Origin of the sequence: Pseudomonas sp. DWP2-2 (assembly GCF_049897065.1) — a bacterium.
In the GTDB taxonomy this organism is placed as follows: Bacteria; Pseudomonadota; Gammaproteobacteria; order Pseudomonadales; family Pseudomonadaceae; genus Aquipseudomonas; species Aquipseudomonas paracarnis.
Window position 1 is genome coordinate 245618 of the sequence record NZ_JAFCVN010000001.1, and the last position, 26204, is coordinate 271821.

The 26204-nt window shown below is 60.6% G+C and carries 30 protein-coding genes; 18 read left to right on the plus strand and 12 right to left on the minus strand.

Annotated features, from left to right (window positions below; all coding sequences use genetic code 11):
- Positions 1-221 precede the first annotated feature (221 nt).
- The 3 genes from ACP7CZ_RS00955 (at position 222) to ACP7CZ_RS00965 (ending at position 2124) form a co-directional block, all read left to right on the plus strand.
- The gene (locus ACP7CZ_RS00955; protein ID WP_198790525.1) at positions 222-1211 is read left to right on the plus strand and encodes a 2-hydroxyacid dehydrogenase; all 990 of its coding nucleotides are present in this window, start codon (positions 222-224) and stop codon (positions 1209-1211) included.
- Between the two features lie 71 nt (positions 1212-1282).
- A complete protein-coding gene (locus tag ACP7CZ_RS00960; RefSeq protein ID WP_003192054.1) occupies positions 1283-1723 on the plus strand; it encodes a hypothetical protein in 441 nt (146 codons plus the stop codon).
- On the plus strand, positions 1720-2124 hold the full coding sequence (locus ACP7CZ_RS00965) for an META domain-containing protein (protein ID WP_054898286.1): 405 nt from the start codon (positions 1720-1722) through the stop codon (positions 2122-2124). Before ACP7CZ_RS00960 ends, ACP7CZ_RS00965 begins: the two co-directional genes overlap by 4 nt.
- A gap of 692 nt (positions 2125-2816) precedes the next feature.
- Here the strand turns inward: ACP7CZ_RS00965 and ACP7CZ_RS00970 are convergent.
- Complete coding sequence (locus tag ACP7CZ_RS00970; RefSeq protein WP_003192057.1) at positions 2817-3278, minus strand: TlpA disulfide reductase family protein; 462 nt, start codon at positions 3276-3278, stop codon at positions 2817-2819.
- A 115-nt stretch (positions 3279-3393) separates the two neighbouring features.
- Here ACP7CZ_RS00970 and arsC point away from each other — a divergent pair, with 115 nt between their 5' ends.
- Genes arsC through ACP7CZ_RS00985 form a run of 3 tightly spaced genes read left to right on the plus strand, consistent with a single transcriptional unit; the run spans position 3394 to position 4746 of the window.
- Complete coding sequence (gene arsC / locus ACP7CZ_RS00975) at positions 3394-3747, plus strand: arsenate reductase (glutaredoxin) (protein WP_072446030.1); 354 nt, start codon at positions 3394-3396, stop codon at positions 3745-3747.
- Positions 3744-4358 (plus strand): NAD(P)H:quinone oxidoreductase, encoded by a 615-nt coding sequence (gene wrbA, locus ACP7CZ_RS00980; RefSeq protein ID WP_072446032.1) that lies wholly within the window; start codon positions 3744-3746, stop codon positions 4356-4358. Before arsC ends, wrbA begins: the two co-directional genes overlap by 4 nt.
- On the plus strand, positions 4342-4746 hold the full coding sequence (locus tag ACP7CZ_RS00985) for a DUF2069 domain-containing protein (protein WP_294204150.1): 405 nt from the start codon (positions 4342-4344) through the stop codon (positions 4744-4746). The genes wrbA and ACP7CZ_RS00985 overlap by 17 nt, the downstream gene beginning before the upstream one ends.
- Positions 4747-4876: 130 nt before the next feature.
- Here ACP7CZ_RS00985 and ACP7CZ_RS00990 read toward each other — a convergent pair whose 3' ends face one another.
- Together ACP7CZ_RS00990 and ttcA are read right to left on the minus strand one after the other, a co-directional pair.
- The gene (locus ACP7CZ_RS00990; protein WP_034127867.1) at positions 4877-5548 is read right to left on the minus strand and encodes a DNA-3-methyladenine glycosylase I; all 672 of its coding nucleotides are present in this window, start codon (positions 5546-5548) and stop codon (positions 4877-4879) included.
- 67 nt (positions 5549-5615) lie between these two features.
- Positions 5616-6440, minus strand: coding sequence for a tRNA 2-thiocytidine(32) synthetase TtcA (gene ttcA, locus ACP7CZ_RS00995; protein ID WP_014718888.1), 825 nt, complete (start codon positions 6438-6440; stop codon positions 5616-5618).
- A 362-nt stretch (positions 6441-6802) separates the two neighbouring features.
- Here ttcA and ACP7CZ_RS01000 point away from each other — a divergent pair, with 362 nt between their 5' ends.
- Together ACP7CZ_RS01000 and ACP7CZ_RS01005 are read left to right on the plus strand one after the other, a co-directional pair.
- Positions 6803-7405, plus strand: a complete 603-nt coding sequence (locus ACP7CZ_RS01000; RefSeq protein ID WP_014718889.1) for a Yip1 family protein — start codon at positions 6803-6805, stop codon at positions 7403-7405.
- 128 nt (positions 7406-7533) lie between these two features.
- Entirely contained in the window at positions 7534-8028 is a 495-nt protein-coding gene (locus tag ACP7CZ_RS01005; RefSeq protein WP_003192067.1) for a SprT family zinc-dependent metalloprotease, read from the plus strand.
- 94 nt (positions 8029-8122) lie between these two features.
- Here ACP7CZ_RS01005 and ACP7CZ_RS01010 read toward each other — a convergent pair whose 3' ends face one another.
- Positions 8123-9298, minus strand: coding sequence for a CaiB/BaiF CoA transferase family protein (locus ACP7CZ_RS01010; RefSeq protein WP_294204146.1), 1176 nt, complete (start codon positions 9296-9298; stop codon positions 8123-8125).
- Between the two features lie 157 nt (positions 9299-9455).
- Here ACP7CZ_RS01010 and tusD point away from each other — a divergent pair, with 157 nt between their 5' ends.
- The 6 genes from tusD to ACP7CZ_RS01040 all read left to right on the plus strand — a co-directional run bounded on the left by tusD (position 9456) and on the right by ACP7CZ_RS01040 (position 12892).
- On the plus strand, positions 9456-9848 hold the full coding sequence (gene tusD, locus ACP7CZ_RS01015) for a sulfurtransferase complex subunit TusD (protein WP_127880698.1): 393 nt from the start codon (positions 9456-9458) through the stop codon (positions 9846-9848).
- Between the two features lies 1 nt (position 9849).
- A complete protein-coding gene (gene tusC / locus ACP7CZ_RS01020) occupies positions 9850-10200 on the plus strand; it encodes a sulfurtransferase complex subunit TusC (protein ID WP_034127870.1) in 351 nt (116 codons plus the stop codon).
- Entirely contained in the window at positions 10200-10478 is a 279-nt protein-coding gene (gene tusB, locus ACP7CZ_RS01025) for a sulfurtransferase complex subunit TusB (RefSeq protein ID WP_054898293.1), read from the plus strand. The genes tusC and tusB overlap by 1 nt, the downstream gene beginning before the upstream one ends.
- The gene (locus tag ACP7CZ_RS01030; protein WP_014718893.1) at positions 10475-10810 is read left to right on the plus strand and encodes a TusE/DsrC/DsvC family sulfur relay protein; all 336 of its coding nucleotides are present in this window, start codon (positions 10475-10477) and stop codon (positions 10808-10810) included. The genes tusB and ACP7CZ_RS01030 overlap by 4 nt, the downstream gene beginning before the upstream one ends.
- Positions 10807-11808, plus strand: a complete 1002-nt coding sequence (locus tag ACP7CZ_RS01035) for a glycosyl transferase family protein (protein WP_294204143.1) — start codon at positions 10807-10809, stop codon at positions 11806-11808. The genes ACP7CZ_RS01030 and ACP7CZ_RS01035 overlap by 4 nt, the downstream gene beginning before the upstream one ends.
- A gap of 88 nt (positions 11809-11896) precedes the next feature.
- Positions 11897-12892, plus strand: coding sequence for a glutathione S-transferase family protein (locus tag ACP7CZ_RS01040; RefSeq protein ID WP_181124820.1), 996 nt, complete (start codon positions 11897-11899; stop codon positions 12890-12892).
- 110 nt (positions 12893-13002) lie between these two features.
- Here the strand turns inward: ACP7CZ_RS01040 and cysG are convergent, their stop codons facing one another.
- From cysG to ftsK, 6 genes are read right to left on the minus strand one after another with little or no spacing between them, the layout of a single operon-like run.
- Positions 13003-14397 (minus strand): siroheme synthase CysG, encoded by a 1395-nt coding sequence (gene cysG, locus ACP7CZ_RS01045; RefSeq protein WP_054898296.1) that lies wholly within the window; start codon positions 14395-14397, stop codon positions 13003-13005.
- Positions 14398-15678 carry a serine--tRNA ligase gene (gene serS, locus ACP7CZ_RS01050; protein ID WP_032896683.1) on the minus strand — a complete coding sequence of 427 codons (1281 nt, stop codon included), beginning with the start codon at positions 15676-15678 and terminating at the stop codon, positions 14398-14400.
- Between the two features lie 15 nt (positions 15679-15693).
- Positions 15694-16068: a fluoride efflux transporter CrcB gene (gene crcB, locus ACP7CZ_RS01055; protein ID WP_003192080.1), complete on the minus strand. Its 375-nt coding sequence runs from the start codon at positions 16066-16068 to the stop codon at positions 15694-15696.
- The gene (locus tag ACP7CZ_RS01060) at positions 16065-17390 is read right to left on the minus strand and encodes a replication-associated recombination protein A (protein WP_034127878.1); all 1326 of its coding nucleotides are present in this window, start codon (positions 17388-17390) and stop codon (positions 16065-16067) included. Before ACP7CZ_RS01060 ends, crcB begins: the two co-directional genes overlap by 4 nt.
- A gap of 27 nt (positions 17391-17417) precedes the next feature.
- Positions 17418-18041, minus strand: a complete 624-nt coding sequence (gene lolA / locus ACP7CZ_RS01065) for an outer membrane lipoprotein chaperone LolA (protein WP_003174700.1) — start codon at positions 18039-18041, stop codon at positions 17418-17420.
- Between the two features lie 54 nt (positions 18042-18095).
- Positions 18096-20504, minus strand: coding sequence for a DNA translocase FtsK (ftsK, locus tag ACP7CZ_RS01070; protein ID WP_032896677.1), 2409 nt, complete (start codon positions 20502-20504; stop codon positions 18096-18098).
- Between the two features lie 476 nt (positions 20505-20980).
- Between ftsK and aat the strand changes: the two genes are divergently transcribed.
- From aat to infA, 3 genes are all read left to right on the plus strand, one after another.
- The gene (aat, locus tag ACP7CZ_RS01075) at positions 20981-21661 is read left to right on the plus strand and encodes a leucyl/phenylalanyl-tRNA--protein transferase (RefSeq protein WP_054899047.1); all 681 of its coding nucleotides are present in this window, start codon (positions 20981-20983) and stop codon (positions 21659-21661) included.
- A gap of 56 nt (positions 21662-21717) precedes the next feature.
- Positions 21718-22425, plus strand: a complete 708-nt coding sequence (locus ACP7CZ_RS01080; RefSeq protein ID WP_054899046.1) for an arginyltransferase — start codon at positions 21718-21720, stop codon at positions 22423-22425.
- A gap of 100 nt (positions 22426-22525) precedes the next feature.
- Positions 22526-22744, plus strand: a complete 219-nt coding sequence (infA, locus tag ACP7CZ_RS01085) for a translation initiation factor IF-1 (RefSeq protein ID WP_002553999.1) — start codon at positions 22526-22528, stop codon at positions 22742-22744.
- A 245-nt stretch (positions 22745-22989) separates the two neighbouring features.
- On the opposite strand, the gene clpA is transcribed toward infA, so the two are convergent.
- Positions 22990-25260 carry an ATP-dependent Clp protease ATP-binding subunit ClpA gene (clpA, locus tag ACP7CZ_RS01090; RefSeq protein ID WP_003192090.1) on the minus strand — a complete coding sequence of 757 codons (2271 nt, stop codon included), beginning with the start codon at positions 25258-25260 and terminating at the stop codon, positions 22990-22992.
- A 29-nt stretch (positions 25261-25289) separates the two neighbouring features.
- Complete coding sequence (gene clpS / locus ACP7CZ_RS01095; protein ID WP_005789091.1) at positions 25290-25658, minus strand: ATP-dependent Clp protease adapter ClpS; 369 nt, start codon at positions 25656-25658, stop codon at positions 25290-25292.
- A 225-nt stretch (positions 25659-25883) separates the two neighbouring features.
- On the opposite strand from clpS, the gene cspD reads away from it, so the two are divergent.
- The gene (gene cspD / locus ACP7CZ_RS01100; protein WP_054899045.1) at positions 25884-26168 is read left to right on the plus strand and encodes a cold shock domain-containing protein CspD; all 285 of its coding nucleotides are present in this window, start codon (positions 25884-25886) and stop codon (positions 26166-26168) included.
- The last annotated feature ends 36 nt before the right edge of the window (positions 26169-26204 follow it).

The following is a 26204-nucleotide window of genomic DNA, read 5'->3' on the forward strand; positions in this document are numbered from 1 at the left end:
CAGTTAAGCGAACAAAGTGTTCAAAGCAGCGAAGGTCAAATGTGGGAGCGGGCTTGCTCGCGAATGCGTCGGCCCAGCAAACATCGAGGCTGACTGACCCAACGCTTTCGCGAGCAAGCCCGCTCCCACAGGAGATCTGCGCTTAACTGACTGGCATTAGGGCAAGCCCCCTCCCACATTCAGTCAGCATTCCAATGTGTAAATTGCAGGGAGCCTTCTTAATGCGCGTCATTCTCTTCAGCAGCCAAACCTACGACCGCGAGAGTTTCCTCGGCGAACCGCTGCCGGCTGGCCTGGAACTGCAATTCCAACCCGCCCGCCTCAACCTCGATACCGTGGCCCTGGCCGAACACCACGAGGTGGTCTGCGCCTTTATCAACGACGACCTCAGCGCCCCGGTGCTGGAGCAACTGGCCAAGGGCGGCACACGCCTGATTGCCCTGCGCTCGGCGGGCTACAACCATGTCGACTTACCCGCCGCCCAGCGCCTGGGCCTGACTATCGTGCGCGTGCCCGCCTATTCGCCCCACGCGGTGGCCGAGCACGCCGTCGCCCTGATCCTGGCCCTCAACCGTCGCCTGCACCGTGCCTACAACCGTACCCGCGACGGTGATTTCAGCCTGCACGGGCTGACCGGCTTTGATCTGGTCGGCAAAACGGTCGGCGTGGTCGGCACCGGTCAGATCGGCGCGACCTTCGCCAAGATCATGACCGGCTTCGGCTGCCAGTTGCTGGCCTACGACCCCTTCCCCAACCCACAGGTGCAGGACCTCGGGGCCCGCTACGTGAGCCTGCCTGAACTGTTGGCCGAGGCACAAATCATCAGCCTGCACTGCCCGCTGACCGCCGACAGCAAACACCTGATCAATGCCCGCTCGCTCGCGCAGATGCAAACCGGTGCGATGCTGATCAACACCGGGCGTGGTGGCCTGGTCGATACGCCGGCACTGATCGAAGCGCTCAAGCTGGGACAGTTGGGCTATCTGGGGTTGGACGTCTACGAAGAAGAAGCCCAATTGTTTTTCGAGGACCGCTCGGACCTGCCCCTGCAGGATGACGTGCTCGCCCGCCTGCTGACCTTCCCCAACGTGATCATCACCGCGCACCAGGCCTTCCTCACCCGTGAGGCCCTGGCGGCGATTGCCGGCACCACGCTGGCCAACATTGCCGCGTGGGCCGATGGCCGCGCCCAGAACCTGGTCGAGGGATGATCAGCGGTCACATACCAGGCTCATGATAGGCCGGCACCCGTGATAGGATGCCGCGCCTATTTGGAGGATCCATGGCCGAACACGATTTCCGCTTCAGCTTGCTGAGCCCGCAACACACCCTGATCGAATGCCGTGCCCTGGTGCCGGGCCGTTACCAGGTCACCGGCAACGGTGGTTCGATCAAACATGGCGACGTCCTGATCGTCAGCCTGCGCGGCAGTAAAACCCTGTCGATGCGACTCACCGTCGAAGGTGACGCACGCTACTCCATCCGCCCGGCGGGCCAGTGGGTCGCCATGGCCCAAGGGCCGAAGTTCGGCGAACTCGAGATCCACACCTGGAAGGTCAATTGCGACAGCTGCGACGCCGTGCTGGAGTTTGAATTCGCGGTAGAAACCAAGCTGACCAAGGCACCGCTGCAACCGGCCGCCAACGCGCGTATCAAAGAACTGGGCTGGGCCAGCGAAGGCGATAAGCACCGTTGCCCGAAATGCCAGCAGGCCGCGCAATGAAAGGCCGGCTGCTGCTCGCCGCAATCGGCCTGGGCCTGGCAGGCTGCGCCGCCGATGGCGCCAAGCTGGAGCGCGACCACAGCTACGTCGTGGAATGGATCGGTGAGCGGCCGTTGATGGACTACGCGCACCTTACCGTCACCCTGGGCGCCGATGGCCGCGCCTATGGCAATGGCGGCTGTAACCACTGGTTTGCGCCGTACACGGTCGAAGGCGACAAGCTCAGCTTCGGCCCGGTCGGCAGCACTCGAAAAATGTGCGCCGAGGCCCTGATGGAGCAAGAGCATCGCTTCTTCCAGGCCCTGCAAGGCGTGCAGCGCTGGGACATCTCGCCGCTCGAGCAGACGCGGTTCTGGCCGGCCGAAGGCAAGCCGATCCGTTTGTGGCTCGAAGAAGGCTGACCTAGGCGCACTCTCCTGTATTAACGCGTTGTCCTCGGGCTCTGTGGGAGCTGGCTTGCCTGCGATGCGGACGACGCGGCGTATCAGGTACACCGCAGCGATGCCATCGCAGCATAGGTATCTACACAACTTTGTGGGTTGTAACAGCAGACGGTAACCACGATGCGAAGCGAGTCGCTCTTGATCTTGATCTGCTTTTGATCTTGATCTCAGGCGCCCCGTCAAACCACGCTGGCCGGAATTCGACAGGGATTTGGGGGGTAAACCGGCAGGGATGCCGGTTTAGCCACCCCGCGCCATGGATGGCGCGTGGCGGCGGCCCCCCAAATCACTGGCGGATTACGGGCACACCGAGCCTAAGCGAGGTGCCGAGTGGTGGGGCAAGAGCGTTTTGCTTACTTTTGTCTGGGCCGGCATTCCGGCTTTTCAAAAGTGAGCCGCTGTCAGAGCGGAACCATCGGTGGCCGTTACCTAAATAATGGATATGTACTCGGTCAAATCCAATATCCCGGTCGGCTGGCAGGCCGCCTTCGCAGGCAAGCCAGCTCCCACATTTGGATCACCGTGCCTCAGTTAGATCAGCGTCGGCTGTCAAGCCGTCACGGGAGCAAGCTCCCTCGCCACAGGTCCAGCGTCACTCCAAAATTGTGTAGATACCCATGGCCATCGCAGACAAGCCAGCTCCCATAGTTCTAGCCTTTCAGGGCCTTGAGCTTGGCCAACACCCCTTCCGCTGTCTGCTCACCCATCAACTGCTCACGCACCTTGCCCTTGTCGTCGATGATGTAGGTCACCGGCAAGGCCTCACTGCGCGGAATCTCGAAGATCCCGTCCGGGTTCTGGGCCAGTACCGTGAACTTGATCCCCAGCTTGTCGCTGGCGGCCTTCAGTTCCTCACCCTGCACATTGTCGAAGTTGACGCCGAACACCCCGACATTCTGGCCTTTCAACTGTTCTGCCAGGGCATTGAGCTCGGGGATTTCCGTGCGGCACGGGCCACACCATTCGGCCCAGTAGTTGACCACCAGCCACTGTTTGTCCAGGCGTTCGGCCGCCACTTTCTGGCCGTATTGGTCAACGCCGTAATCGTTACCGCAGCCGCTGAGCAGCAGGGTTGTGATGATCGCCAATGCACCGATCAGTCGCCTTGTCATGGGGTATTCCTTCGCAAAAATGAACGTTGGCTGCGGCCTATCGCCTCTTACGGTTTAAGGACAGGCGCCAGCGCAGGTAGAATACCCGCCACCTTACGCAAGATGCGACCCGCACATGACCGATCTGACGCTTTATCACAACCCGCGCTGCTCGAAATCCCGCGGTGCGCTGGAACTGCTGGAAGCCCACGGCCTCACCCCGACCGTCGTGCGCTACCTGGAAACCCCGCTGGATGCCGCGCAAATCGAGGCCCTGCTGAAAAAACTGGGGATCAGCGCACGCCAACTGCTGCGCACCGGCGAAGACGAATACAAAACCCTGAACCTGGCCGACGCCAGCCTCAGCGACACCCAACTGATCGCCGCCATCGCAGCCCATCCCAAGCTGATGGAACGCCCGATCCTGGAAACCGCCGACAAAGCCATCATTGGCCGCCCGCCCGAGAACGTGCTGGAGATCCTGCCGTGACTACGCCCTATGTGCTGGTGTTGTATTACAGCCGCAGCGGCTCGGTGAGCGAGATGGCCCGACAGATTGCCCGCGGTATCGAGCAAGGCGGCATGGAAGCGCGGTTGCGCACCGTGCCGGCGATTTCCACCGAGTGCGAAGCGGTGGCGCCGAGCATTCCCGACGAGGGCGCGCTGTATGCCAGCCTGGACGACCTGAAGCACTGCTCGGGCCTAGCTCTGGGAAGCCCGACCCGGTTCGGCAACATGGCCGCGCCGCTCAAGTACTTCCTCGATGGCACCAGCAACCTGTGGCTCACCGGCGCTCTGGTCGGCAAGCCGGCCGGCGTGTTCACCTCCACCGCCAGCCTGCATGGCGGCCAGGAAACCACGCTGATGTCGATGCTGCTGCCGCTGCTGCACCACGGCATGCTGATCACCGGCCTGCCCTACAGCGAGCAGGCGCTGCTCGACACCCAGGGCGGCGGCACGCCGTATGGCGCCAGCCACCATTCCGGGCCAGACGGCAAGCGTATGCTCGATCAACATGAAATCACCTTGTGCCGGGCCTTGGGCCTGCGCCTGGCCAAGACCGCCACGCTGTTGGAGAACGGCCGTGGCCAGGAAGCCTAAGGTCCTGCCGCCACGGGAGTGGCTGGAGCCACGGGTCAAGGTGGCACGCGCGCTAAGCCTGCTGGCGTTCTTGGGCCTGGTGGGCTTGTTGTACGTGTACTACCTGTTGGTCGCCGACCTGCATGGGGCGCGCCCGTGGGTCATCCTGCTGATCGAGCTGGTGCCGCTGCTGATACTTGCGCCAGGCATGCTGATGGGCAGCGCACGCGGGCATTCGTGGATGTGCTTTGCGGTGAACCTGTATTTCATCAAGGGCGCACTGGCGGCGTATGACCCGAACCGCCAGTGGTTTGGTGCGCTGGAGATGCTGGCGAGCCTGGCGGTGTTTTGCACGGCGTTACTGTACGTGCGTTGGCGGCATCAATTGAACCGGCGACTGGCCGATTGACTGATCGCTGATCGTTCCCACGCTCCGCGTGGGAATGCATCCTGTGACGCTCCGCGTCACCCTTGCACTAGGCCCGGGACGCAGAGCGTCCTGGGCAGCATTCCCACGCGGAGCGTGGGAACGATCAGTATCAATGGTTGACGGTATAGGCCAACATCATCGACAGCTGACACATCGGCCGCCCACTCTCGGCATGCCACTGGTTGAAGGCACCCTGTACTGTCGCCAAATCGCGCAGGCTGGTCGGCGCCTTGTCGACGATCTTCTGCGCATTCAACGCTGCCACCACGTCATCGCTCGGTACAAAGGTGTCCTTGCCGACCATGCGCAGGAAGCGAGGCGCCGACAGGCCGCCCAACTGGTGGCCGTGCTTGCTCAGGTACTTCCAGAGCCCGACGATATCGGTCACCGGCCAATCAGCGATAAACGCGCCGAAGCTGCCTTTCTCCTGCTCGATATCCAGGATCATCTGCGCGTTGCGCGGCACACTCTTGAGCTTGCCCAGGTGGCGGATGATGCGGGTGTCCTGCATCAGCCGTTCCAGGTGTTCGGCCCCCATCAGCACGACTTTTTCCGGGTCGAAGCCAAAGAACACCTGCTCGAACGCCGGCCATTTGGCATCGACCACGCTGTGCTTCAAACCGGCGCGGAACACTCGCAGCGCCAAGGTCGACAGGTAACGGTCATCCGTTATCTTGCGCAATTGCGCCGGGGTCTTGGGCACCGGCAGATGAGCTTCCAGCTTGGCCGCCGAACCGAAGCGGTTCAGACAATATTCGTGCAGCCACTTGTAATCGCGCATGCCCTCTCCTGTCAGTCGAATTGAAAACGGCGCCCGCAAGCGCCGTGTACTAGAGCCTCGGGAAGACTCAGAGGTTCACTACATTGACGAAACGCGATGCGGCGGTCTCATCGATTTTCAAGCTGGTGAAGTCGAACAGGTTGCGGTCGGCCAATTGCGACGGGATCACGTTTTGCAGGCTGCGGAAGATACTTTCGGTACGCCCAGGGGTCTTGCGCTCCCAGTCCACCAGCATCTCCTTGACCACCTGGCGCTGCAGGTTTTCCTGGGAGCCGCACAGGTTGCACGGGATGATCGGGAATTGCTTGAAATCGGAGTAAGCCTGGATGTCCTTCTCGTTGCAATACGCCAGCGGGCGGATCACTACGTTGCGTCCGTCGTCGGCGCGCAGCTTGGGCGGCATGGCCTTGAGCGAGCCGTTGAAGAACATATTGAGGAAGAAGGTTTCGACGATGTCATCGCGGTGATGACCCAGGGCCATCTTGGTCGCGCCGATCTCATCGGCAAAGGTATAGAGCGTGCCACGGCGCAGGCGCGAGCACAGCGAGCAGGTGGTCTTGCCTTCCGGGATCAATTCCTTGACCACCGAGTAGGTGTCTTTCTCGACGATGTGATACTCGACGCCCAGTTCTTTCAGATAGGCCGGCAGCACATGCTCAGGGAAACCGGGTTGCTTCTGGTCCATGTTGACCGCCACGATCTCGAACTTGATTGGCGCGACCTTTTGCAGGTGCAGCAACACGTCGAGCATGGTGTAGCTGTCTTTGCCGCCGGAGAGGCAGACCATGACCTTGTCGCCATCCTCGATCATGTTGAAATCGGCGACCGCTTCACCGGCCAGGCGACGCAGGCGTTTTTGCAGTTTGTTCTGGTTGACTGTAAGAGTGCCCATGGCGCTTGGATCCGCAAAGGTGTGTGACGAAAAGCGCAGCATTTTACCGGTAAGACTCGCCGAGTTCCAATGTGGGAGCTGGCTTGCCTGCGATAGCTGTGTGCCAGTCAACATCTCTGGTCCGGACAGGCCGCCATCGCAGGCAAGCCAGCTCCCACACTGGATCCCATGAATCCTGACAGACCGCACCGCGATTAGCGTGATTGTTTACAGCGCAATTTGCTCTAAAGGCCCTACGGTTATTCCGGTCATCCCTTTCTATACTGCGACTTGAGGTCGCACATCTATCCAGACCTTTCAGGCCATATGGCCCGTGGGCGCTCCGATGGGGGGCGATGGTAATAACGACAGGAGTGACTGGCATGATCCATCACGTCGTGGGGCTGTTTACCCATCCCGACCAGGAATGGCGGGAAATCCGTGGCGATAAAGAAGAAAGCATCAGCCACATGTACCTCACTCATACCCTGATTCTCGCGGCGATCCCCGCCATTTCAGCCTTTATTGGCACCACTCAAGTCGGCTGGGTCATCGGCAACCGTGCCCCGGTGATGCTGACCCAGGAAAGCGCGCTGTGGATGACTCTCATGTCCTACGCGGCCATGCTGTGCGGCGTGGCGGTGATGGGCGCGTTCATTCACTGGATGGCCCGCACCTACGACGCCAGCCCAAGCATGGCCCGCTGCGTGGCATTTGCCACTTACACCGCCACACCCTTGTTTATCGGCGGGCTGGCGGCGCTCTACCCGCATATGTGGCTGGGCATGGTCGTGGGCACGGCGGCGATCTGCTACACGGTGTACCTGCTGTATGTGGGGCTGCCGACCTTCATGAGTATCGACCCGGATGAAGGCTTCCTGTTTTCCAGCTCGGTATTGGCCGTCGGCCTGGTGGTGCTGGTAGCGATCATGGCCTTTACCGTGATCGTCTGGGGCCTGGGCGTCGGGCCGATCTACACCAGTTGAACGAAAAACCCCGCAGGCAAGGCCACCGCAAGGTGGCTTTGTGCGTTATGCATGACCATTCGGCGCCTGACAGATTCGGAAACACCCAGCTTTGCGGCATACTGGGCGTCTCTGGAGATATGTACAGCATGCCCGAGCAACTCAATACCCGCGTCGAAGATTGTTTCCTGCAAGCCGAATCCTTTTTCAAACGAAGCTTCAAACGCCCCCAGGTCAGCCTCAAGCTGCGGGGCCAGAAAGCCGGTGTCGCGCATTTGCACGAGAACCTGCTGCGCTTCAACCCTCAGTTGTACCGTGAAAACAGCCAACACTTTCTCAAGCAGACCGTGGCCCACGAAGTGGCACACCTGATTGCCCACCAATTGTTTGGCGAGCGTATCCAGCCCCATGGCGAGGAATGGCAGCTGATCATGCGCGGGGTTTACGAACTGCCGCCCGACCGTTGCCATACCTACGAGGTCAAGCGCCGACAGGTGACTCGCTATATTTACCGCTGCCCGTGTGCGGACAGTGATTTTCCGTTTTCACCGCAGCGCCATGGGCTGGTGAACCAGGGGCGGCGGTATTTGTGTCGGCGGTGTCGGCAGACGCTGGTGTTCACCGGGGAAACTCGGGTGGAATAATGGCCTCTTCGCAGGCAAGCCAGCTCCCACATTTGGATCTGTGAACACAATCCCAAATGTGGGAGCTGGCTTGCCTGCGAAAGCGTCGGCTCAGTCAACCTACAACCTTGGCCTGCCGCAATTGCTCTATCCGCTCAATACCGAACCCCAACTCCGCCAGCACCTCATCACTGTGCGCCCCCACCGCCACTCCAATATGCCTGGGCGCCGGCAACCCCTCGGAGAATTTCAGCGGGCAGGCCAATTGCGCTTGTGTCGAGCCATCACCCCGGGGCACCTGGCTGACCAGCTCCCGCGCCTTCAACTGGGGATGCTCCAGCGCTTCGCTCAAACTCAATACCGGCTCAACACAGGCATCCACTCCGGCAAACAACTCACACAACTGGTCAAAACTGCGCTTCTCGAACTCCACCTGCAACGCCTGTTTGAGCACGGCCTGGCGTTCGGGCGTCACGCTGTGTGCCGCCATTTCCGGGCGCCCCAAGGCCGTGCACAACTGCTGCATAAACCCCGGCTCCAGACTGCCCACCGACATCCAGCGCCCATCGCGTGTGCGGTAGTAGTCATAGAAACTCCCGCCATTGAGCACATGGTTCTCCCACCCAGGCTCGACCCCGCAAGCCAGGTAACCGGCCCCAGCCATGGCGTTCAGGCTGAACGAGCAATCGGTCATGCTCACATCCAGGTATTGCCCCACCCCGCTTTGCTGCCTGGCAATTACCGCCGCCAGCAAGCCCACCACGGCATGCAGCGAACCGCCTGCCACATCAGCCAGTTGTACGCCCAGGGGCAACGGGCCGGTGTCCTGGCGCCCGGTATGGCTGGCGACGCCGGCCAACGCCAGGTAGTTGATATCGTGCCCGGCGCGGTCCTTATAGGGGCCGGTCTGGCCGTAGCCGGTGATCGACACATAGATCAGCCGCGGGTTGATCGCCTTCAGCGCCTCATAGCCCAGGCCCAGGCGCGCCATGACACCGGGGCGGAACTGCTCGAGCAGGATGTCATGGCCCTTGACCAACTCACGCACAATCTCCAGCGCCTCGGCCTGCTTGAGGTCCAGGGCCAGGCTACGCTTGTTGCGATTGAGGTAGGCGTGGCTGGCCGAGGTGCCACGATCATGGGGCGGCAACACACGCAACAGGTCCATCCGCGTGGGCGATTCGATACGCAGCACCTCGGCGCCCATGTCCGCCAGCATCAGGGAGGCAAACGGGCCGGGCAGCAAGGTGGAAAAATCCAGCACTTTAAGGGACGCCAAGGGACCTGACATGGGGACTCCAGTTGGGTTGCGAATACCCACAGACTAGGCAGCCTGGCGCCTGCCGGCAATCGTCAGAACGATCAACCACAGTGACCGTTTTGATCACGGCGGGCTTTTTCGCGGCGGCGGCTTTATCATTGGCCGACGTTTGTTGGCAGAGTCTTCCATGAAGTTCGCGATTGCACTGTATAGCGCCGCCCACGCGCCCTCCTCGCGCCGCGCCCTGTTGTTCGCACAGGCGGCGCTGGCTGGCGGGCATGAGATCGTGCGGCTGTTTTTCTACCAGGACGGCGTGTACAGCGCGTCCAATAACATCGTCGCCCCCCAGGATGAGCAAGACCTTGCGCGCCAATGGCGCGAGTTTGTCAGCCAGCACCAGCTCGACGGCGTGGTGTGCATCGCCGCCGCGCTGCGCCGTGGGGTGCTTAATGCGGAAGAAGCTGCGCGTTACCAACGCAGCGCGATCAACCTGGAAGCACCCTGGGCGTTGTCGGGCCTGGGGCAATTGCATGACGCGATCCAGGACGCCGACCGCCTGATCTGTTTTGGAGGGCCGTGACATGTCCAGATCCTTGTTGGTGATCAGCCGCCAGGCCCCGTGGTCCGGGCCGAGTGCGCGGGAAGCACTGGATATCGTGCTGGCCGGTGGCGCGTTCGATCTGCCCATTGGCCTGTTGTTCCTGGATGACGGTGTGTTCCAACTGGCGCCGAACCAAGCGGCCAAGGCCGTGCAACAGAAAGACCTGAGTGCCAACCTGCAGGCCCTGGGCCTGTTCGGCATTGATGACGTGTTCGCGTGCAGCCATAGTCTTTCCGCACGCGGGTTGCCGCCACCCGCCAACGCACAGGTGCTCGACAGCCAAGCCATTTCCCAACTGATTGACCGTTACGACCAGGTGATTACCCTCTGATGTCGACTCTACATGTGGTGTCTCATTCCCCGTTTACCGACAGCCGCCTCGATAGCTGCCTGCGCATCTGTGGCGCCGAGGACGCAATCCTGCTGTGCGGCGACGGAGCCTACGGCCTGCACACGCCCGCCCTGCAAACCAAAGGCGTAAAGGTGTTTGTGCTGGCCGAAGACATGCAGGCACGCAACCTGCCGCTGCCCGACTGGGCTGACAGCGTCGATTACCCAGGCTTCGTGCAACTGTCGATCGACTACGACAAGGTCAACACCTGGCTATGAACACCTTGACCGTCGGCGCACGCACCCTGGAACTCGATAAGGACGGCTACCTCGTCGACCTCAACGACTGGTCCGATGAAGTGGCGAATGCCCTGGCCGCTGCCGAAGCCTTGGAACTGACCCCGGCACACTGGGAAATCCTCACCCTGCTGCGCCAGTTCTACACCGAGTTCCAGCTGTCCCCCGCCACGCGCCCGCTGATCAAGTACACCGCCTTGAAGCTGGGCCCGGAAAAGGGCAACAGCCTGCACCTCAACAAACTGTTCAACGGCACTCCCGCCAAACTCGCCGCCAAGCTGGCGGGCCTGCCCAGGCCGACGAATTGCTTATGACCGACTTTGCCCCCCTGACTCTCGTAACACCCCAAGAGCACCCCTTTGCGCAGTTCGTGCGCATCCTCGGCAAAGGCAAGCGTGGCGCGCGCAACCTCACCCGCGAGGAAGCGCGGGAAGCCATGGGCATGCTGCTCGAGGAAAAGGTCGAGGACACCCAGCTCGGCGCCTTCCTGATGCTGCTGCGCCACAAGGAAGAAAGCCCGGAAGAACTCGCCGGTTTCACCGAAGCCGTACGTGAGCGCCTGCACGCGCCAGCGCTGAACGTCGATATCGACTGGCCGACCTACGCCGGTAAAAAGCGCCACCTGCCGTGGTTCCTGCTGGCAGCCAAATGCCTGGCACAGAACGGCGTGCGCATCCTGATGCACGGCGGCGGCGCCCACACTGCGGGGCGGTTGTACACCGAGCAATTGCTGGACAGCTTGCAGATCCCGCTGTGCCGCGATTGGCAACAGGTCGAAAGCGCCTTTGCCCACGGCAACCTGGCGTTTATCCCGCTGGGTGATTGGGCGCCACAGCTGCAACGCATGATTGACCTGCGCAACACTCTGGGCCTGCGTTCGCCTATCCACTCTCTGGCGCGCCTGCTCAACCCGCTGAATGCGCGCTGTGGCCTGCAAAGCATTTTCCACCCCGGTTACCAGGGCGTGCATCGCGATGCCAGTGGCTTGCTGGGTGACAACGTGATTGTGGTCAAGGGCGACGGCGGCGAGATCGAGATCAACCCCGACACCCTCAGTCACCTGTATGGCACCACCGACGGCCAGAGCTGGGACGAAGAGTGGCCCGCCCTTTCCGTCCAGCGCCACGTAAAGCCGGCAACGCTTGAGCCCGAGCACCTAAAAGCACTGTGGCGCGGCGACGTTGAGGACAGCTACCCCCAACTGGCGTTGATCGCCACCATGGCGTTGGCCCTGCGCGGCCTTGGTCACCCGCGGCAGCAGGCGTTCGAGTTGGCCCAGCAGTACTGGGACGCACGGGATAAATCGATTTAATCGATCATTCACGCCGGTTCTTTGCGCTTTTAGTTCGAACTCATCCCTTTAGACTGGGCTCCAACGCTTATCAGCCAAGGAGCCAGTCATGGGTTTATTGATCGAAGGACAGTGGAAAGACCAGTGGTACGAAAGTAGCGCCGATGGCGCTTTCCAACGGGAACAGGCACAACGCCGCAACTGGGTGACCGCCGATGGCGCGCCAGGCCCGAGTGGTGAAGGCGGCTTCAAGGCCGAGGCCGGTCGCTATCACCTCTATGTATCCCTCGCCTGCCCGTGGGCGCACCGCACCTTGATCCTGCGCAAGCTCAAGGGCCTGGAAAGCCTGATCGACGTCTCGGTGGTCAGTTGGCTGATGCTGGAAAACGGCTGGACCTTCGACAAGGCCCATGGCTCCAGCGGCGACAAACTGGACGGTTTCAACTTCATGCACCAACGCTACACCGCCGATACCGCCGACTATACCGGGCGCGTGACCGTGCCGGTGCTGTGGGACAAAAAGCTCAAGCGCATCGTCAGCAATGAATCGGCGGAGATCATCCGCATGTTCAACAGTGCGTTCAATGCGCTGACCGGCAATACCCTGGATTTCTACCCCCAAGCCCTGCATTCGACCATCGACAGCCTCAACGAACGCATCTACCCCGCCGTGAACAACGGCGTGTACCGCGCAGGTTTCGCCACCTCACAACAAGCGTATGAAAGTGCGTTTGATGATGTGTTTGCCGAGCTGGATCATTTGGAACAGCACCTGGGCAGCCATCGCTATCTGGCCGGCGAGTACCTGACCGAAGCCGATGTGCGGCTGTTCACTACGCTGATTCGTTTTGATGCGGTGTACTACAGCCACTTCAAATGCAACCTGCGGCGAATTGCCGACTATGCAAATTTGTCGAACTGGCTGCGGGAGATGTATCAGTGGCCAGGCGTGGCCGAGACGGTGGATTTCGAGCATATCAAGGGGCATTACTATGCCAGCCATCGCACGATCAACCCGACGGGGATTGTGCCGAAGGGGCCGTTGCAGGGGTTTGACAGCAGCCATGATCGGGCGCGGTTGCCGGGTAAAGGTGTCTTTGGCTGATAACTCCTGTGGCGAGGGAGCTTGCTCCCGCTGGGCTGCGTAGCGGCCCCAAAATTTTGGGAGCTCTTCGCACTCCAACGGGAGCAAGCTCCCTCGCCACAAGAGCCGGTTCAGACTTGGGATTGAGCGCCCTCGAACCACTTGAGCTTCTCACGCAGTACCACCACTTCACCGACGATCACTAATGTCGGCGCATGCACCTCATGCTCCGCCACCATGCGCGGCAGGTCGGCCAGGGTGCCGGTGAACACGCGCTGGTTGGACGTGGTGCCCTGCTGGATCAGCGCCGCTGGGGTGTCCGACGCGCGCCCGTGCTTGATCAACTGCTCGCAAATGATAGGCAAGCCAATCAAGCCCATGTAGAACACCAGGGTCTGTGAGGGGCCGACCAGGTCTTGCCAAGGCAAGTCCGAGGTACCGTTCTTCAAGTGCCCGGTAATAAAACGTACAGATTGGGCATAGTCGCGATGAGTCAGCGGAATCCCGGCATAGGCCGCGCAACCACTGGCTGCCGTAATACCCGGCACTACCTGGAACGGGATGCCGTGGGCCGCCAACTCTTCGATCTCTTCGCCACCACGACCAAAGATGAACGGGTCCCCCCCCTTGAGGCGCAGCACGCGCTTGCCTTGCTTGGCCAGGTCTACCAGTTGCTGGTTGATCTGGTCCTGGGGCACCGCGTGATCGGCGCGACGCTTGCCGACGTACACGCGCTCGGCATCACGACGGCACAGTTCCAAAATCGCCGGTGCAACCAAACGGTCGTACAGCACCACGTCGGCTTGCTGCATCAGGCGCAATGCGCGGAAGGTCAGCAAATCCGGGTCGCCTGGGCCCGCCCCCACCAGGTACACCTCACCGGGCGCGTAAGGCGGCGCGCCATTGACCTTTTCGATCAACAGGCGCTCGGCCTCCTCGCCCTGCCCGGCCAACTGGCGGTCGGCAATCGGGCCCTGGAACACTTCTTCCCAGAACGCCCGGCGTTGCTGCACATCCGGGTACAAACCTTTGACCTGAGCCCGAAAACGCGCGGCCAGCCCAGCCAATTGACCGTAGGTCGAGGGAATCCAGGTTTCCAGCTTGGCGCGGATCAGCCGTGCCAGTACCGGCGCGTCACCGCCGCTGGAGACGGCAATCACCAAGGGTGAACGGTCGACAATTGCCGGGAAGATCACGCTGCACAACGCTGGCGCGTCCACCACATTGACCGGCACGCAGCGACGCTTGGCATCACTGGATACTTGCGCATTCAGTGGCTCATCGTCGGTGGCTGCGATAATCAGGGTGCAACCGTCCAGGTCGGCCTCCTGATAACCGCGCAACATCAGTTCCCCGCCACTGCCCAGCACCAGCTCACGCAGCTGGCTTTCGATCTGGGGAGCAACCACCCGCAACACCGCGCCGGCGTCGGCCAGCAGCCGGGATTTGCGCAAGGCAATCTCCCCACCACCGACGACCAACACACGACTGCCGCGCAGGTTATGAAACAGCGGCAGAAATTCCATTTAGCGGATGACCTCAACGCCCGCCATGTACGGCTTGAGCACCTCAGGTACACGGATCGAACCGTCCGCCTGCTGGTAGTTTTCCAGCACAGCCACCAGGGTACGGCCTACGGCCAGGCCCGAACCGTTGAGGGTGTGCACCAGCTCCGGCTTGCCGGTTTCCGGGTTGCGGAAACGCGCCTGCATGCGACGGGCCTGGAAGTCACCGCAGTTGGAGCACGACGAAATCTCGCGGTATTTGTCCTGGCTCGGCACCCACACTTCCAGGTCGTAGGTTTTCACGGCGCTGAAGCCCATGTCGCCCGTGCACAGGGCCAGTACGCGGTAAGGCAGCTCCAGCAACTGCAGCACGCGCTCGGCGTTGGCAGTCAGGCCTTCCAGGGCCTCCATGGAGGTCGACGGCTCTACTACCTGGACCATTTCAACCTTGTCGAACTGATGCTGGCGGATCATGCCACGGGTGTCGCGACCCGAGGCGCCGGCTTCGCTACGGAAGCACGGGCTGTGAGCAACCAGCTTCAACGGCAGTTGCTTGGCGTCGAGGATTTCGCCGGCGACGATATTGGTCAGCGACACTTCGGCGGTCGGGATCAGGTACAGGTCGGCTTCGCCGTCGCGGCTGATCTTGAACAGGTCTTCTTCGAATTTCGGCAGTTGGCTGGTGCCCATCAACGCCGGCGCCTGAACCAGGTACGGGGTGTAGGCCTCTTCATAACCGTGTTCGCCGGTGTGCAGGTTGATCATGAACTGCGCCAGTGCACGGTGCATGCGCGCAATCGGGCCGCGCAGCAAGGCAAAGCGTGCGCCGGACATTTTTGCCGCGGTTTCAAAATCCAGGCCACCGGTCAATTCGCCCAGGGCGACGTGGTCCTTGATCTCGAAATCGAAGGCTTTCGGCGTGCCCCAGCGGCGCACTTCGACGTTGCCGTCTTCATCTTCGCCGACCGGCACAGATTCGTGGGGCAGGTTCGGAATGCCCAGCAGGATCGAATCCAATTGGGTCTGAATGCCTTCCAGCTCGATTTTGCCGTCGGACAGCTCAGTGCCCATGCGCTCGACATCCGCCATCAACGGCGCGATGTCTTCACCGCGCTGCTTGGCCTGGCCGATGGACTTGGAGCGCGCATTACGTTCAGCCTGCAGTGCTTCGGTGCGGGTCTGGACGGTCTTGCGCTGTTCTTCCAGCGCTTCGATGCGCGCAACATCCAAGGCAAAGCCACGGGATGCCAGGCGGTCCGCTACGTCCTGAAGGTTGCTACGTAACAGTTTGGAATCGAGCATGTCGGTCTCTCGTTATCAAAGTTTGGTCAAGGACAGGCCAGCCCAGGTGGCGAGCAGCCCGCCGAATACGCTGATGGCCGCATAGCCAATCGCCAGCGGCACTTGCCCGCTTTCCAGCAGGCGCACGGTATCCAGTGAAAAGGATGAAAAAGTCGTCAGGCCGCCAAGAAAGCCAACCATCAGGCCGGCACGTACCTCGACAGGCACTTCCGGGCGTAACAAAAACAGGCCGTATAACACGCCGATCAACAGGCAGCCCACGATATTAACGGCGAGCGTCGCCGTATAGAAGTGTTTCGGCCAATTGGCGTTGATCCAATTGCCGGTGGCGAAGCGCAGCAGTGTACCGGCGATACCTCCCGCCGAGACGGCGACCACTAAAGGAATCATGTTTTTCTCCGCTGCCTGGGGCTCAGACGGTCAAGGGTGGCCAGGTGGTTGAGCTTCTCGCCGATCTTCAGCTCCAGGCCACGGGGCACTGGCTGGTAGAACGGCTGCGGCTCCAGCTCATCGGGGAAGTAGTCTTCGCCGGCCGCGTAGGCGTCCGGCTCATCGTGGGCATAACGGTATTCGTCGCCATACCCCAGTTGCTTCATCAGCTTGGTCGGCGCGTTGCGCAGGTGCAGCGGCACTTCGAGGGAACCATGCTCGGCGGCCGCACGCAGGGCCGACTTGAAGCCCATGTACACCGCGTTGCTTTTGGGCGCGCAGGCCAGGTAAGTGATGGCCTGGGCCACCGCCAGCTCGCCTTCCGGGCTGCCGAGGCGCTCCTGCACCTCCCAGGCGGCCAGGCACAGGCTCAGGGCGCGCGGGTCTGCATTGCCGATGTCTTCGCTGGCCATGCGCACCACACGACGCGCCAGGTACAGCGGGTCGCAACCGCCATCGATCATGCGCGCAAACCAATACAGCGCGCCATCAGGGTTGGAACCGCGTACGGATTTGTGCAGCGCGGAAATCTGGTCGTAGAAGGCTTCGCCGCCCTTGTCGAAACGCCGGCGTGTGTCACCGAGCAAGCTTTGCAACAGGTCAACGCCAATCTCGCCGCCGTCTTCGGCCAGGTCGGAAGCATTCTCCAGCAGGTTGAGAAAGCGGCGCCCGTCGCCATCGGCGGCGGTCAGCAAAATCTTGAAACCTTCATCGCTGAGGCTCAGCTGGCGCTTGCCCAGCCCCTTGTCTTCGCTCAAGGCACGGTGCAGCAGCTTTCGCATCGCCGCTTCATCCAGGCTCTTGAGCACATAGACCCGCGCCCGTGACAACAAGGCGTTGTTCAATTCAAAGGAAGGGTTTTCGGTGGTGGCGCCGATAAAGATCAGCGTACCGTCCTCGACATAAGGCAGGAACGCATCCTGCTGCGACTTGTTGAAGCGATGCACTTCGTCGACGAACAGGATAGTGCGTTTACCGTATTGCCCGGCCTGCTGCTTGGCGACTTCCACCGCCTGGCGGATCTCCTTGACCCCGGCGAGCACCGCCGAGACCGTTTCAAAGTGCGCATCCGAGACTTTCGCCAACAACCGCGCCAGGGTGGTCTTGCCCACGCCCGGCGGGCCCCAGAAAATCATCGAATGCAGCGCACCCTGCTCCAGGGCTTCGCGCAAGGGCTTGCCCCGAGCGAGCAGGTGTTCCTGACCGACGTACTCATCCAGGTTGGTCGAACGCAAGCGCGCGGCCAACGGCTGGGCAATCGGGTCACTTCGAAACAGATCCATGGGCAGCGTTTGAAACCTCTGGGCAGTTTATTCCTGGATCACGTCGGCACCCTTGGGGATGTCGAACTTGAACTTGGACGCGGGCACCGGCTGGTTGGCCTTGACCCCGGAGAACAGGATATCGGTGCGCTGGCCGACGCTGTCGACCAGGCGCATGTTGTTGATCACGCCGTTGCCGAACGACAGGGACAGCGTGTCAAACAACGTGTCCTTGGATTTTGGCTTGAGGGTGAACTCGATGACGTTGCTGGTCTGCTTGGAGGTGATGTCGAAGCTGTCGTTGATTTTCGACACATCACCCGACAGCAGCAGTGCCGGGGTCTGGTTCAGGCGCGGATCGAGCTTCTTGATGGTCGCCTGTTCCAGGTCCGGGTCCCACAGCGTGACTTTCTGGCCGTCGGAAACAATGGTCTGCTCCGCCTTGCCTTCGGTATGCCAATAGAACAGCCCTGGGCGCTGCACGGCCATTTCACCGGCGGTTTCCTGCAACTGGGTGCCGCCGGCATCCAGGGTCAGCTGGGAGAAGCGCGCGGTGAGGGTCTGGGATTTGTCCAACAGGTTCTTCAGGCTGGCGACGGAAGCCGGGTCAGCGTGAGCCGAAACAGCGGTCAGGGCTAGGGCTGGCAACAACAGCATGCGGATAAAGCGCATGGGAGTCCTCATTGAGTAGTCAGGGCACGCCGCGTGTTGCCACGCGGCGCGGAATCAGTCGCGCATCTGCCCGGGGGCGATGACTTCACGCGAGCCATTGGTGTTCATTGCGGTCACGACGCCGGCCATTTCCATGGCTTCGATCATGCGGGCGGCACGGTTGTAGCCGATTTTCAGCTTGCGCTGCACCGCGGAGATCGACGCACGGCGGCTTTCCAGTACGAAGGCCACGGCTTCGTCATACAAAGCGTCGGTCTCGGCATCGTCATCACCGCCACCGCCGCCATTTTCAAAGCCGCTGCCGGCTTCTTCGACGCCGTTGAGGATGTCGTCGTTGTACTCGGGCGCGCCGCGCAGTTTCCAGGCTTCGACCACACGGTGGACTTCGTCATCGGAAACAAAGGCGCCGTGAACGCGAATCGGCAGGCTGGTGCCCGGCGGCATGTAGAGCATGTCACCGTGGCCCAGCAGTTGCTCGGCGCCACCCTGGTCAATGATGGTGCGCGAGTCGATCTTGCTGGAGACCTGGAACGCCATGCGGGTCGGAATGTTGGCCTTGATCAGGCCGGTGATCACGTCCACCGACGGCCGCTGTGTCGCGAGGATCAAGTGGATACCCGCCGCCCGTGCCTTCTGGGCGATACGGGCGATCAGCTCTTCAACCTTCTTGCCGACGATCATCATCATGTCGGCAAATTCATCGACCACCACCACGATGGTCGGCAGCTTGGTCAGCAGTGGTGCTTCATCGTGAATGCTTTCGCGCTTGTACAGCGGGTCGGTCAGCGGTGTGCCGGCGTCCTGGGCTTCCTTGACCTTGGCATTGAAGCCCGACAGGTTACGCACGCCCATCTTCGCCATGAGCTTGTAGCGGCGCTCCATCTCGGCAACGCTCCAGCGCAGGGCGTTGGCGGCGTCCTTCATGTCGGTGACCACCGGGCACAGCAGGTGCGGGATGCCTTCGTAGATCGACAGTTCCAGCATCTTCGGGTCGATCATGATCAGCTTGGCGTCATCCGGCCCGGACTTGAACAGGATCGACAGGATCATGGCGTTCACACCCACCGACTTACCGGAACCAGTGGTACCGGCTACCAGCAAGTGCGGCATTTTCGCCAGGTCGGTAATCACCGGCTTGCCGCCGATGTCATGGCCGAGCGCCAGGGTGACCGGCGATTTGAAGTTGTCGTATTCCGGCGTCGACAGCACTTCGGAGAAGCGCACGATCTGGCGGTCTTCGTTGGGAATCTCGATACCCACGGTGGTCTTGCCCGGGATCACTTCCACCACGCGCACGCTGGTCACGGCCAGGGAACGTGCCAAGTCTTTGGCCAGGTTGGAAATGCGGCTGACTTTTACCCCGGCGGCCGGTTGGATTTCGTAACGGGTGATCACCGGGCCCGGATGGATCGAGTCCACCGACACTTCGACGCCGAATTCCTTGAGCTTGATTTCCAGCAGGTGGCCGACGGCCGCCAGGGATTCGGGGGAATAGTTGAGTTGTTTCTTTTCGGCCGGGTCCAGAATCGAGATCGGCGGCAAGGTGCCTTCGACGGCGCTGTCGATGAACAGCGGTGCCTGCTTCTCTTTTTGCACGCGATGGCTGGGCTCCGGCGCCTTGGGCGGTGCCGGGGCGATCACGGGCGGCACCTGCTTTTCACGGTCCGACATGTGCTTGCTCAGGGCCTGCTCGCGCTCGATCAAGCGCTCCTTGACCTTGGCTTGCTCGCGCCGATCCGGCGTGCTTGGGGCCACCACCTCGTTGACACGGGTGTCCACCTCACGCAGCTGCGCAACCATTTGCTTGCGCTCGACACGGGCGGCCCACCAGCGGTTGGCGGCGCCCTGGAACAATTCGAACAGGTCGAGGGTGATCTTGCCGGTCACATCCATCACCTTGAACCATGACAGGTCGGTGAATACCGTGAGGCCGAACAGGAACAGCGCGATGAACATCAGGGTGCTGCCCTGGATATTCAGGGTCCTGCGCGCCAGGTCGCCAAGGCTTTCACCCAGGGCCCCGCCCGCGCCCGCCGGCAGACCGGTCGGGGCATGGAAGTGGATATGCGCCAGCGCAGCGCCCGACAGCACCAGGAACACCAGGCCGATCAGGCGCCAGGAGAACAGCCAGCCGCTCCACTGCCACGGCTCGTGACGCTGGCGGAAGATCTGCCAGGTCTTGATCGCCAGCAACAGCGGGAAAATGTAGGCAAAGTAACCCAGGATCATGAAGAGGATATCGGCGCTGTAGGAACCTACAGGGCCGCCGAAATTCTGCACGTCATCGATCTTGCTGTTATGGCTCCAGCCCGGATCGTCCTTGCCATAGGTCAGCAAGGCCATCATCAGGAACAGGCACAGCGCACCGATGGCAATCAGTGCGCCTTCCTTGAGTCGGTAATGCAGGTGCTGGCGCCAGGCCGGTACGACTGCTGCTTTAGGTGCTGCGGCGGATTTCTTCAAAACGGGTCTATTCCTGCGCCTTTAGCGCGTCCATCTGTTGAATGACTACACACGACTGCTCTATCCGGAGCAGTTGAAAAATGAACGAATGTTGCTGAATCTACTTTTAACACCCGGTGACGGATAGGTGAAATGGCGATAACGCCACAATGGCCGCATTGTACGGGTTTGCGTGCGCGATGCCACACACTTGCCCTTCACCTGACTGCACGGACAATTTGAGCATGCATTGCCTTTGCTGACAAAGGCTTATGAGCTGTATTTAGCAATCCAGGCAAGCTTGGCAAATGGCCGGCATGCGCCAGACCCGATTACGACCACACCCTGTGTACAGAGTTGCAGAAACACCCGTTCATGCTAATCCTCGTCAATCGCCTATTCGGGCTGGCCCCATGGCGCAGGGTCGTCAATAATCAACGCTTGCGGTGCAGGTGCATGACCTGCCACTCCCCTCCCCTTCCCTAAGCCTGGATGCCATGCTGACCTGGTTACAACGCGACACCCTGACGTTCCCTCCCTTGGCCAAGGCCATGCGCGAACCCAACGGCCTGCTCGCCGCCGGTGGCGACCTGTCGGCCGAACGACTGATCCAGGCCTACCGCCATGGCTGCTTCCCCTGGTTCTCCGAAGGCCAGCCTATCCTCTGGTGGTCGCCAGACCCGCGTACGGTGATTTTCCCCGACGAGCTGCATGTTTCCCGCAGCCTGGGCAAATTATTGCGCCAGCAGCGCTATACCGTGACCTTCGACCAGGATTTCGCCGCCGTCATCCATGCCTGCGCCGCGCCCCGTGCCTACGCCGATGGCACCTGGATCACCGAAGGTATCCAGAAGGCTTATCTGGAGCTGCACCAACGCGGCTATGCGCATTCCGTCGAGGTCTGGGACCAGGGCGAACTGGTAGGTGGCCTTTATGGCCTGGCGATGGGCCAGTTGTTTTTTGGCGAGTCTATGTTCAGCCGCGCCGACAACGCCTCCAAATTCGGCTTCGCCACGTTGACCCGGCAACTGCAAGCCTGGGGATTTGTGCTGATCGATTGCCAGATGCCCAACGATCACCTGCACAGCCTGGGCGCCCGCGGCATACCCCGCAGCGTCTTCGCTGACTTCCTGCATAAACATCTGGACCAACCCAACGCTGGGCCGTGGGTTTCCTAGGCGACTTTCGCGCACGTGGCTTACACTTATTTCAAAGCTTATCCCGAGGGTTGATCATGACCGAGCTGGCGCGCTTGAAGTTCTATGCCACTCAAGCCCACTCATGCAGCTATCTGCCCGACGAGCAGGCCACCACGCTGTTCCTCGATCCCAGCCAGCCCATGGACGTGCATGTGTATGCCGACCTGTCCGAGATGGGCTTCCGGCGCAGCGGCGATCACCTGTATCGCCCCCATTGCCAGAACTGCAACGCGTGCGTGCCTGCGCGTATCCCGGTTGCGCAGTTTTCGCCCGACCGTAATCAGAAACGCATTCTCAAGCGCAACGCTGACCTGACAGTACACGCCACCAAACCCCAATACAGCGAAGAATATTTCGATCTCTACCAACGCTATATCGAGCAGCGTCATGCCGACGGCGATATGTATCCGCCCAGCCGCGACCAGTTTTCCACATTCCTGGTGCGTGACTTGCCTTTTTCGCGTTTCTACGAGTTCCGCCTCGACGGCCGCCTGCTGGCCGTAGCGGTGACCGACCTACTGCCCAACGGCCTCTCGGCGGTGTACACCTTCTATGAACCGACCGAAGAACGCCGCAGCCTCGGGCGCTTCGCCATCCTCTGGCAAATAGGCGAAGCGCTGCACCTGGAGCTGGAAGCGGTGTACCTCGGATACTGGATCAAGAACTGCAAAAAGATGAACTACAAGACCCAATATCGACCCATTGAGCTGCTGATTAATCAAAGATGGGTCACGCTTAACTAGAACCCCTTGGCTTGAAGACCCTTTTTCGGGCACAATGCACGCCGCTTTTGCCTGGCGCAGTTGCACCGGGCCATTCACTGGATACCGAGGGCTTTACTGCATGTCGAAAGAAGACAGCTTCGAAATGGAAGGCACTGTCGTCGACACCCTGCCCAACACCATGTTTCGTGTGGAGTTGGAAAATGGGCACGTCGTAACCGCGCATATCTCCGGCAAGATGCGCAAGAACTACATTCGTATTCTTACCGGTGACAAAGTGCGCGTCGAGCTGACGCCCTATGACTTGAGCAAAGGGCGCATCACTTACCGCGCTCGCTAAGCAAGTCAATACAAAACGCCCGGTTATGCCGGGCGTTTTTGTGTGCGCAGGATTTAACAGTCGCCACTTGACCCTGTGGGAGCTGGCTTGCCTGCGATAGCGGTGGGCCAGTTAACGATGTGCGACTGAAGGACCGCCATCGCAGGCAAGCCAGCTCCCACAGTTGACGGTCACTGTCTCGTAAATCGTATTTCAGACAGCAAAAAGGCGCCTTTCGGCGCCTCTTGCAATGTTGCAGCTAACGATCAGGCCATTTCAGCCGTGGTCTCGAACTCGAAGGTCAGCTCGCCGTCCTTCAGGTCGATGTGTACCACGCCACCATGGTCGGAGAGTTCGCCGAACAGGATCTCTTCGGCCAGCGGCCGCTTGATCTTGTCCTGGATCAGACGCGCCATTGGGCGTGCGCCCATTGCCGCATCGTATCCGCCCTCTGCGATCCAACTGCGGGCCGCTTCCGTCACATCCAGCTGCACGCGCTTGTCTTCCAACTGCGCTTGAAGCTCGGTGAGGAACTTGTCCACCACGCTTTTGATGACCTCATGGCTGAGGCGACCAAACTGGATAATGGTGTCCAGGCGGTTGCGGAACTCCGGCGTGAAGCTCTTCTTGATCACTTCCATGGCATCGGAGGAGTGATCCTGATGCGTAAAGCCGATCGAAGCTCGCGCCGCGGTTTCGGCACCGGCGTTGGTGGTCATGATCACGATCACGTTGCGGAAGTCTGCCTTGCGCCCGTTGTTGTCGGTCAGGGTCCCGTGGTCCATGACCTGCAACAGCAGGTTGAAGACTTCCGGGTGAGCCTTTTCGATTTCATCGAGCAGCAATACGCAATGTGGCTGCTTGGTGATCGCCTCGGTCAACAGGCCGCCCTGGTCGAAACCGACATAGCCCGGAGGCGCACCGATCAAGCGCGATACAGTGTGGCGCTCCATGTACTCGGACATGTCGAAACGGACCAGTTCGATGCCCATGGCCTTGGCCAGCTGGCGAGCCGCCTCGGTCTTGCCGACGCCGGTCGGGCCTGCGAACAGGAACGAACCGACTGGCTTGTCCGGCGACTTGAGGCCAGCACGCGACAACTTGATCGCCGTGGACAGCGAGTCGATGGCCGCATCCTGGCCAAACACAGTGAGCTTGAGGTCGCGCTCCAGGTTACGCAGCAACTCCTTGTCGGAGCTGGTGACGTGTTTTGGCGGAATCCGCGCGATCTTGGCCACGATGTCCTCGACTTGAGGCACGTCGATGCGCTTCACGCGCTTCTCGACCGGCTGCAGGCGCTGGTAGGCACCCGCTTCGTCGATCACATCGATGGCCTTGTCAGGCATATGCCGGTCATTGATGTAGCGCGACGCCAGCTCAGCCGCCGCACGCAAGGCCTCATCGGTGTATTCGATGCCATGGTGCGCTTCAAAACGCCCCTTGAGCCCGCGCAGGATACCGATGGTGTCTTCAACCGACGGCTCGGACACGTCGACTTTCTGGAAGCGACGCGCCAGGGCACGGTCTTTTTCGAAGATGCCGCGGAATTCCTGGAACGTGGTCGAACCAATACAACGGATATCACCCGAGGACAGCAGCGGCTTGAGCAGGTTGGAAGCGTCCATCACCCCACCGGAAGCTGCACCGGCGCCAATGATGGTATGGATCTCGTCGATGAACAGGATGGCCTGTGGACGCTTTTTCAACTCACCGAGCAACGCCTTGAAGCGTTTCTCGAAATCGCCACGGTACTTGGTCCCGGCGAGCAACGCGCCCAGGTCAAGGGAATAGACGACACTGCTGGCCAGCAGGTCTGGCACCTGGTTGTCGACAATGCGCTTGGCCAGACCTTCGGCAATCGCGGTCTTACCCACGCCCGCCTCGCCCACCAGCAACGGGTTGTTCTTGCGACGACGCGCAAGGATCTGCGCTACACGCTCAACCTCATGCTCACGCCCCACCAGCGGATCGATCCGCCCCTGGCGCGCCATTTCATTGAGGTTGCTGGCATAGGCATCCAGCGGATTGCTCGAGGAAGAAGACTCACCACCCTCCTCGTCCTGCATATCCTGCTCACCCTCGGAATGATCGCCGTGCCCAGGCACTTTAGAGATACCGTGGGCGATGTAATTGACTACATCAATACGGGCAACGCTCTGCTGCTTGAGCAGGAACACGGCCTGGCTTTCCTGTTCGCTGAAAATTGCCACAAGCACATTCGCGCCCGTGACTTCACGCTTACCGGAGCTCTGTACGTGGAACACAGCACGCTGCAATACCCGCTGGAACCCCAGGGTTGGCTGGGTTTCGCGGTCCTCGTCATGCACGGGGATCAGTGGCGTGGTGGAGTCGATAAACTCCTGCAGGTCATGCTTGAGCTTGTCGAGGTTGGCGCCGCACGCACGTAGAACGGTGGCGGCAGCTTCGTTATCCAAAAGTGCCAGCAGCAGGTGTTCGACGGTCATGAATTCATGACGCTTCGAACGAGCCTCCTTGAAGGCAAGATTGAGGGTGACTTCGAGCTCGCGGTTTAACATAGCTTCACCTCATACCCAAGTGGTCGGCGTTAACCGTCCTTCTCGATTTCACAGAGTAGCGGATGCTGGCTTTCCCTGGCGTACTGGTTGACCTGCATGGCCTTTGTCTCGGCGATGTCGCGGGTAAACACTCCACATACTGCCCGTCCTTCTGTGTGAACGGCCAGCATTACCTTGGTCGCCAACTCGCGGTTCAGGTTAAAAAACACCTCGAGCACTTCGACGACGAAATCCATCGGTGTGTAGTCATCATTGAACAAAACCACCTTGTACATCGGCGGCGCCTGTAAAGCAGGCTTGGCCTCCTGAACAGCAATGCCTGCAGAACCGTCGTCGTCATGTTCCTGATCCGGGCGATCCTGATTGAATGTTAGTCGAATCTGGCTGTTTGCATGCATGGGAAAGAAAGGTTCGTCAGTGGTTCAATTACAGTGGTGGGGGCGACCTGTCAGAATTTCAACTCTGACTATTGGGTCACCTTGACTATCGGCGAAACGGTGTTACAACAAATAGAGCCCACAGTGGGTAAAAAAGGTCCGCGCAGTCAACCTTATTTATTCGGGTTAGGACGGATAGACAGGATGATACTCCAGTGATGGAGTCTGGTGCAGAGGGATAAGGGAATGGCTAGTGGTAAGGTCAAGTGGTTCAACAATGCCAAGGGTTACGGCTTCATTAATGAAGACGGCAAGCAAGAAGACCTTTTTGCGCATTTCTCAGCGATCCAGGCGGATGGGTACAAAACGCTGAAGGCGGGTCAACCGGTATCCTTTGACATTACCCAGGGCCCAAAGGGCTTGCATGCGGTGAATATCAAAGGCATCACCACCACGCCTGCTGTAGAAAACGGCGCGGCGCACGGTCACAAATCAAGACAAGAAAAGCAAGCAGGCCTGACCAGCTTCTGAACAAAGCACTGAAAGCAAACCGGCCGCCCCGAATCA

What these genes read in the sequence shown, in the direction of transcription:
- tusD (WP_127880698.1), top strand. Translation starts at nt 9,456, where the DNA reads ATGAAGTTCGCGATTGCACTGTATAGCGCCGCCCACGCGCCCTCCTCG.
- ACP7CZ_RS01040 (WP_181124820.1), top strand. Translation starts at nt 11,897, where the DNA reads ATGGGTTTATTGATCGAAGGACAGTGGAAAGACCAGTGGTACGAAAGT.
- cspD (WP_054899045.1), top strand. Translation starts at nt 25,884, where the DNA reads ATGGCTAGTGGTAAGGTCAAGTGGTTCAACAATGCCAAGGGTTACGGC.
- ACP7CZ_RS01060 (WP_034127878.1), bottom strand. Translation starts at nt 17,390, where the DNA reads ATGGATCTGTTTCGAAGTGACCCGATTGCCCAGCCGTTGGCCGCGCGC.
- ACP7CZ_RS01000 (WP_014718889.1), top strand. Translation starts at nt 6,803, where the DNA reads ATGATCCATCACGTCGTGGGGCTGTTTACCCATCCCGACCAGGAATGG.
- tusC (WP_034127870.1), top strand. Translation starts at nt 9,850, where the DNA reads ATGTCCAGATCCTTGTTGGTGATCAGCCGCCAGGCCCCGTGGTCCGGG.
- ACP7CZ_RS01005 (WP_003192067.1), top strand. Translation starts at nt 7,534, where the DNA reads ATGCCCGAGCAACTCAATACCCGCGTCGAAGATTGTTTCCTGCAAGCC.
- aat (WP_054899047.1), top strand. Translation starts at nt 20,981, where the DNA reads ATGCTGACCTGGTTACAACGCGACACCCTGACGTTCCCTCCCTTGGCC.
- ACP7CZ_RS00960 (WP_003192054.1), top strand. Translation starts at nt 1,283, where the DNA reads ATGGCCGAACACGATTTCCGCTTCAGCTTGCTGAGCCCGCAACACACC.
- clpA (WP_003192090.1), bottom strand. Translation starts at nt 25,260, where the DNA reads ATGTTAAACCGCGAGCTCGAAGTCACCCTCAATCTTGCCTTCAAGGAG.
- infA (WP_002553999.1), top strand. Translation starts at nt 22,526, where the DNA reads ATGTCGAAAGAAGACAGCTTCGAAATGGAAGGCACTGTCGTCGACACC.
- ACP7CZ_RS00970 (WP_003192057.1), bottom strand. Translation starts at nt 3,278, where the DNA reads ATGACAAGGCGACTGATCGGTGCATTGGCGATCATCACAACCCTGCTG.
- ACP7CZ_RS00965 (WP_054898286.1), top strand. Translation starts at nt 1,720, where the DNA reads ATGAAAGGCCGGCTGCTGCTCGCCGCAATCGGCCTGGGCCTGGCAGGC.
- lolA (WP_003174700.1), bottom strand. Translation starts at nt 18,041, where the DNA reads ATGCGCTTTATCCGCATGCTGTTGTTGCCAGCCCTAGCCCTGACCGCT.
- tusB (WP_054898293.1), top strand. Translation starts at nt 10,200, where the DNA reads ATGTCGACTCTACATGTGGTGTCTCATTCCCCGTTTACCGACAGCCGC.
- ACP7CZ_RS00990 (WP_034127867.1), bottom strand. Translation starts at nt 5,548, where the DNA reads ATGCGCGATTACAAGTGGCTGCACGAATATTGTCTGAACCGCTTCGGT.
- clpS (WP_005789091.1), bottom strand. Translation starts at nt 25,658, where the DNA reads ATGCATGCAAACAGCCAGATTCGACTAACATTCAATCAGGATCGCCCG.
- ACP7CZ_RS01010 (WP_294204146.1), bottom strand. Translation starts at nt 9,298, where the DNA reads ATGTCAGGTCCCTTGGCGTCCCTTAAAGTGCTGGATTTTTCCACCTTG.
- ACP7CZ_RS01080 (WP_054899046.1), top strand. Translation starts at nt 21,718, where the DNA reads ATGACCGAGCTGGCGCGCTTGAAGTTCTATGCCACTCAAGCCCACTCA.
- cysG (WP_054898296.1), bottom strand. Translation starts at nt 14,397, where the DNA reads ATGGAATTTCTGCCGCTGTTTCATAACCTGCGCGGCAGTCGTGTGTTG.
- ACP7CZ_RS00955 (WP_198790525.1), top strand. Translation starts at nt 222, where the DNA reads ATGCGCGTCATTCTCTTCAGCAGCCAAACCTACGACCGCGAGAGTTTC.
- ACP7CZ_RS01035 (WP_294204143.1), top strand. Translation starts at nt 10,807, where the DNA reads ATGACCGACTTTGCCCCCCTGACTCTCGTAACACCCCAAGAGCACCCC.
- serS (WP_032896683.1), bottom strand. Translation starts at nt 15,678, where the DNA reads ATGCTCGATTCCAAACTGTTACGTAGCAACCTTCAGGACGTAGCGGAC.
- ACP7CZ_RS01030 (WP_014718893.1), top strand. Translation starts at nt 10,475, where the DNA reads ATGAACACCTTGACCGTCGGCGCACGCACCCTGGAACTCGATAAGGAC.
- arsC (WP_072446030.1), top strand. Translation starts at nt 3,394, where the DNA reads ATGACCGATCTGACGCTTTATCACAACCCGCGCTGCTCGAAATCCCGC.
- ttcA (WP_014718888.1), bottom strand. Translation starts at nt 6,440, where the DNA reads ATGGGCACTCTTACAGTCAACCAGAACAAACTGCAAAAACGCCTGCGT.
- crcB (WP_003192080.1), bottom strand. Translation starts at nt 16,068, where the DNA reads ATGATTCCTTTAGTGGTCGCCGTCTCGGCGGGAGGTATCGCCGGTACA.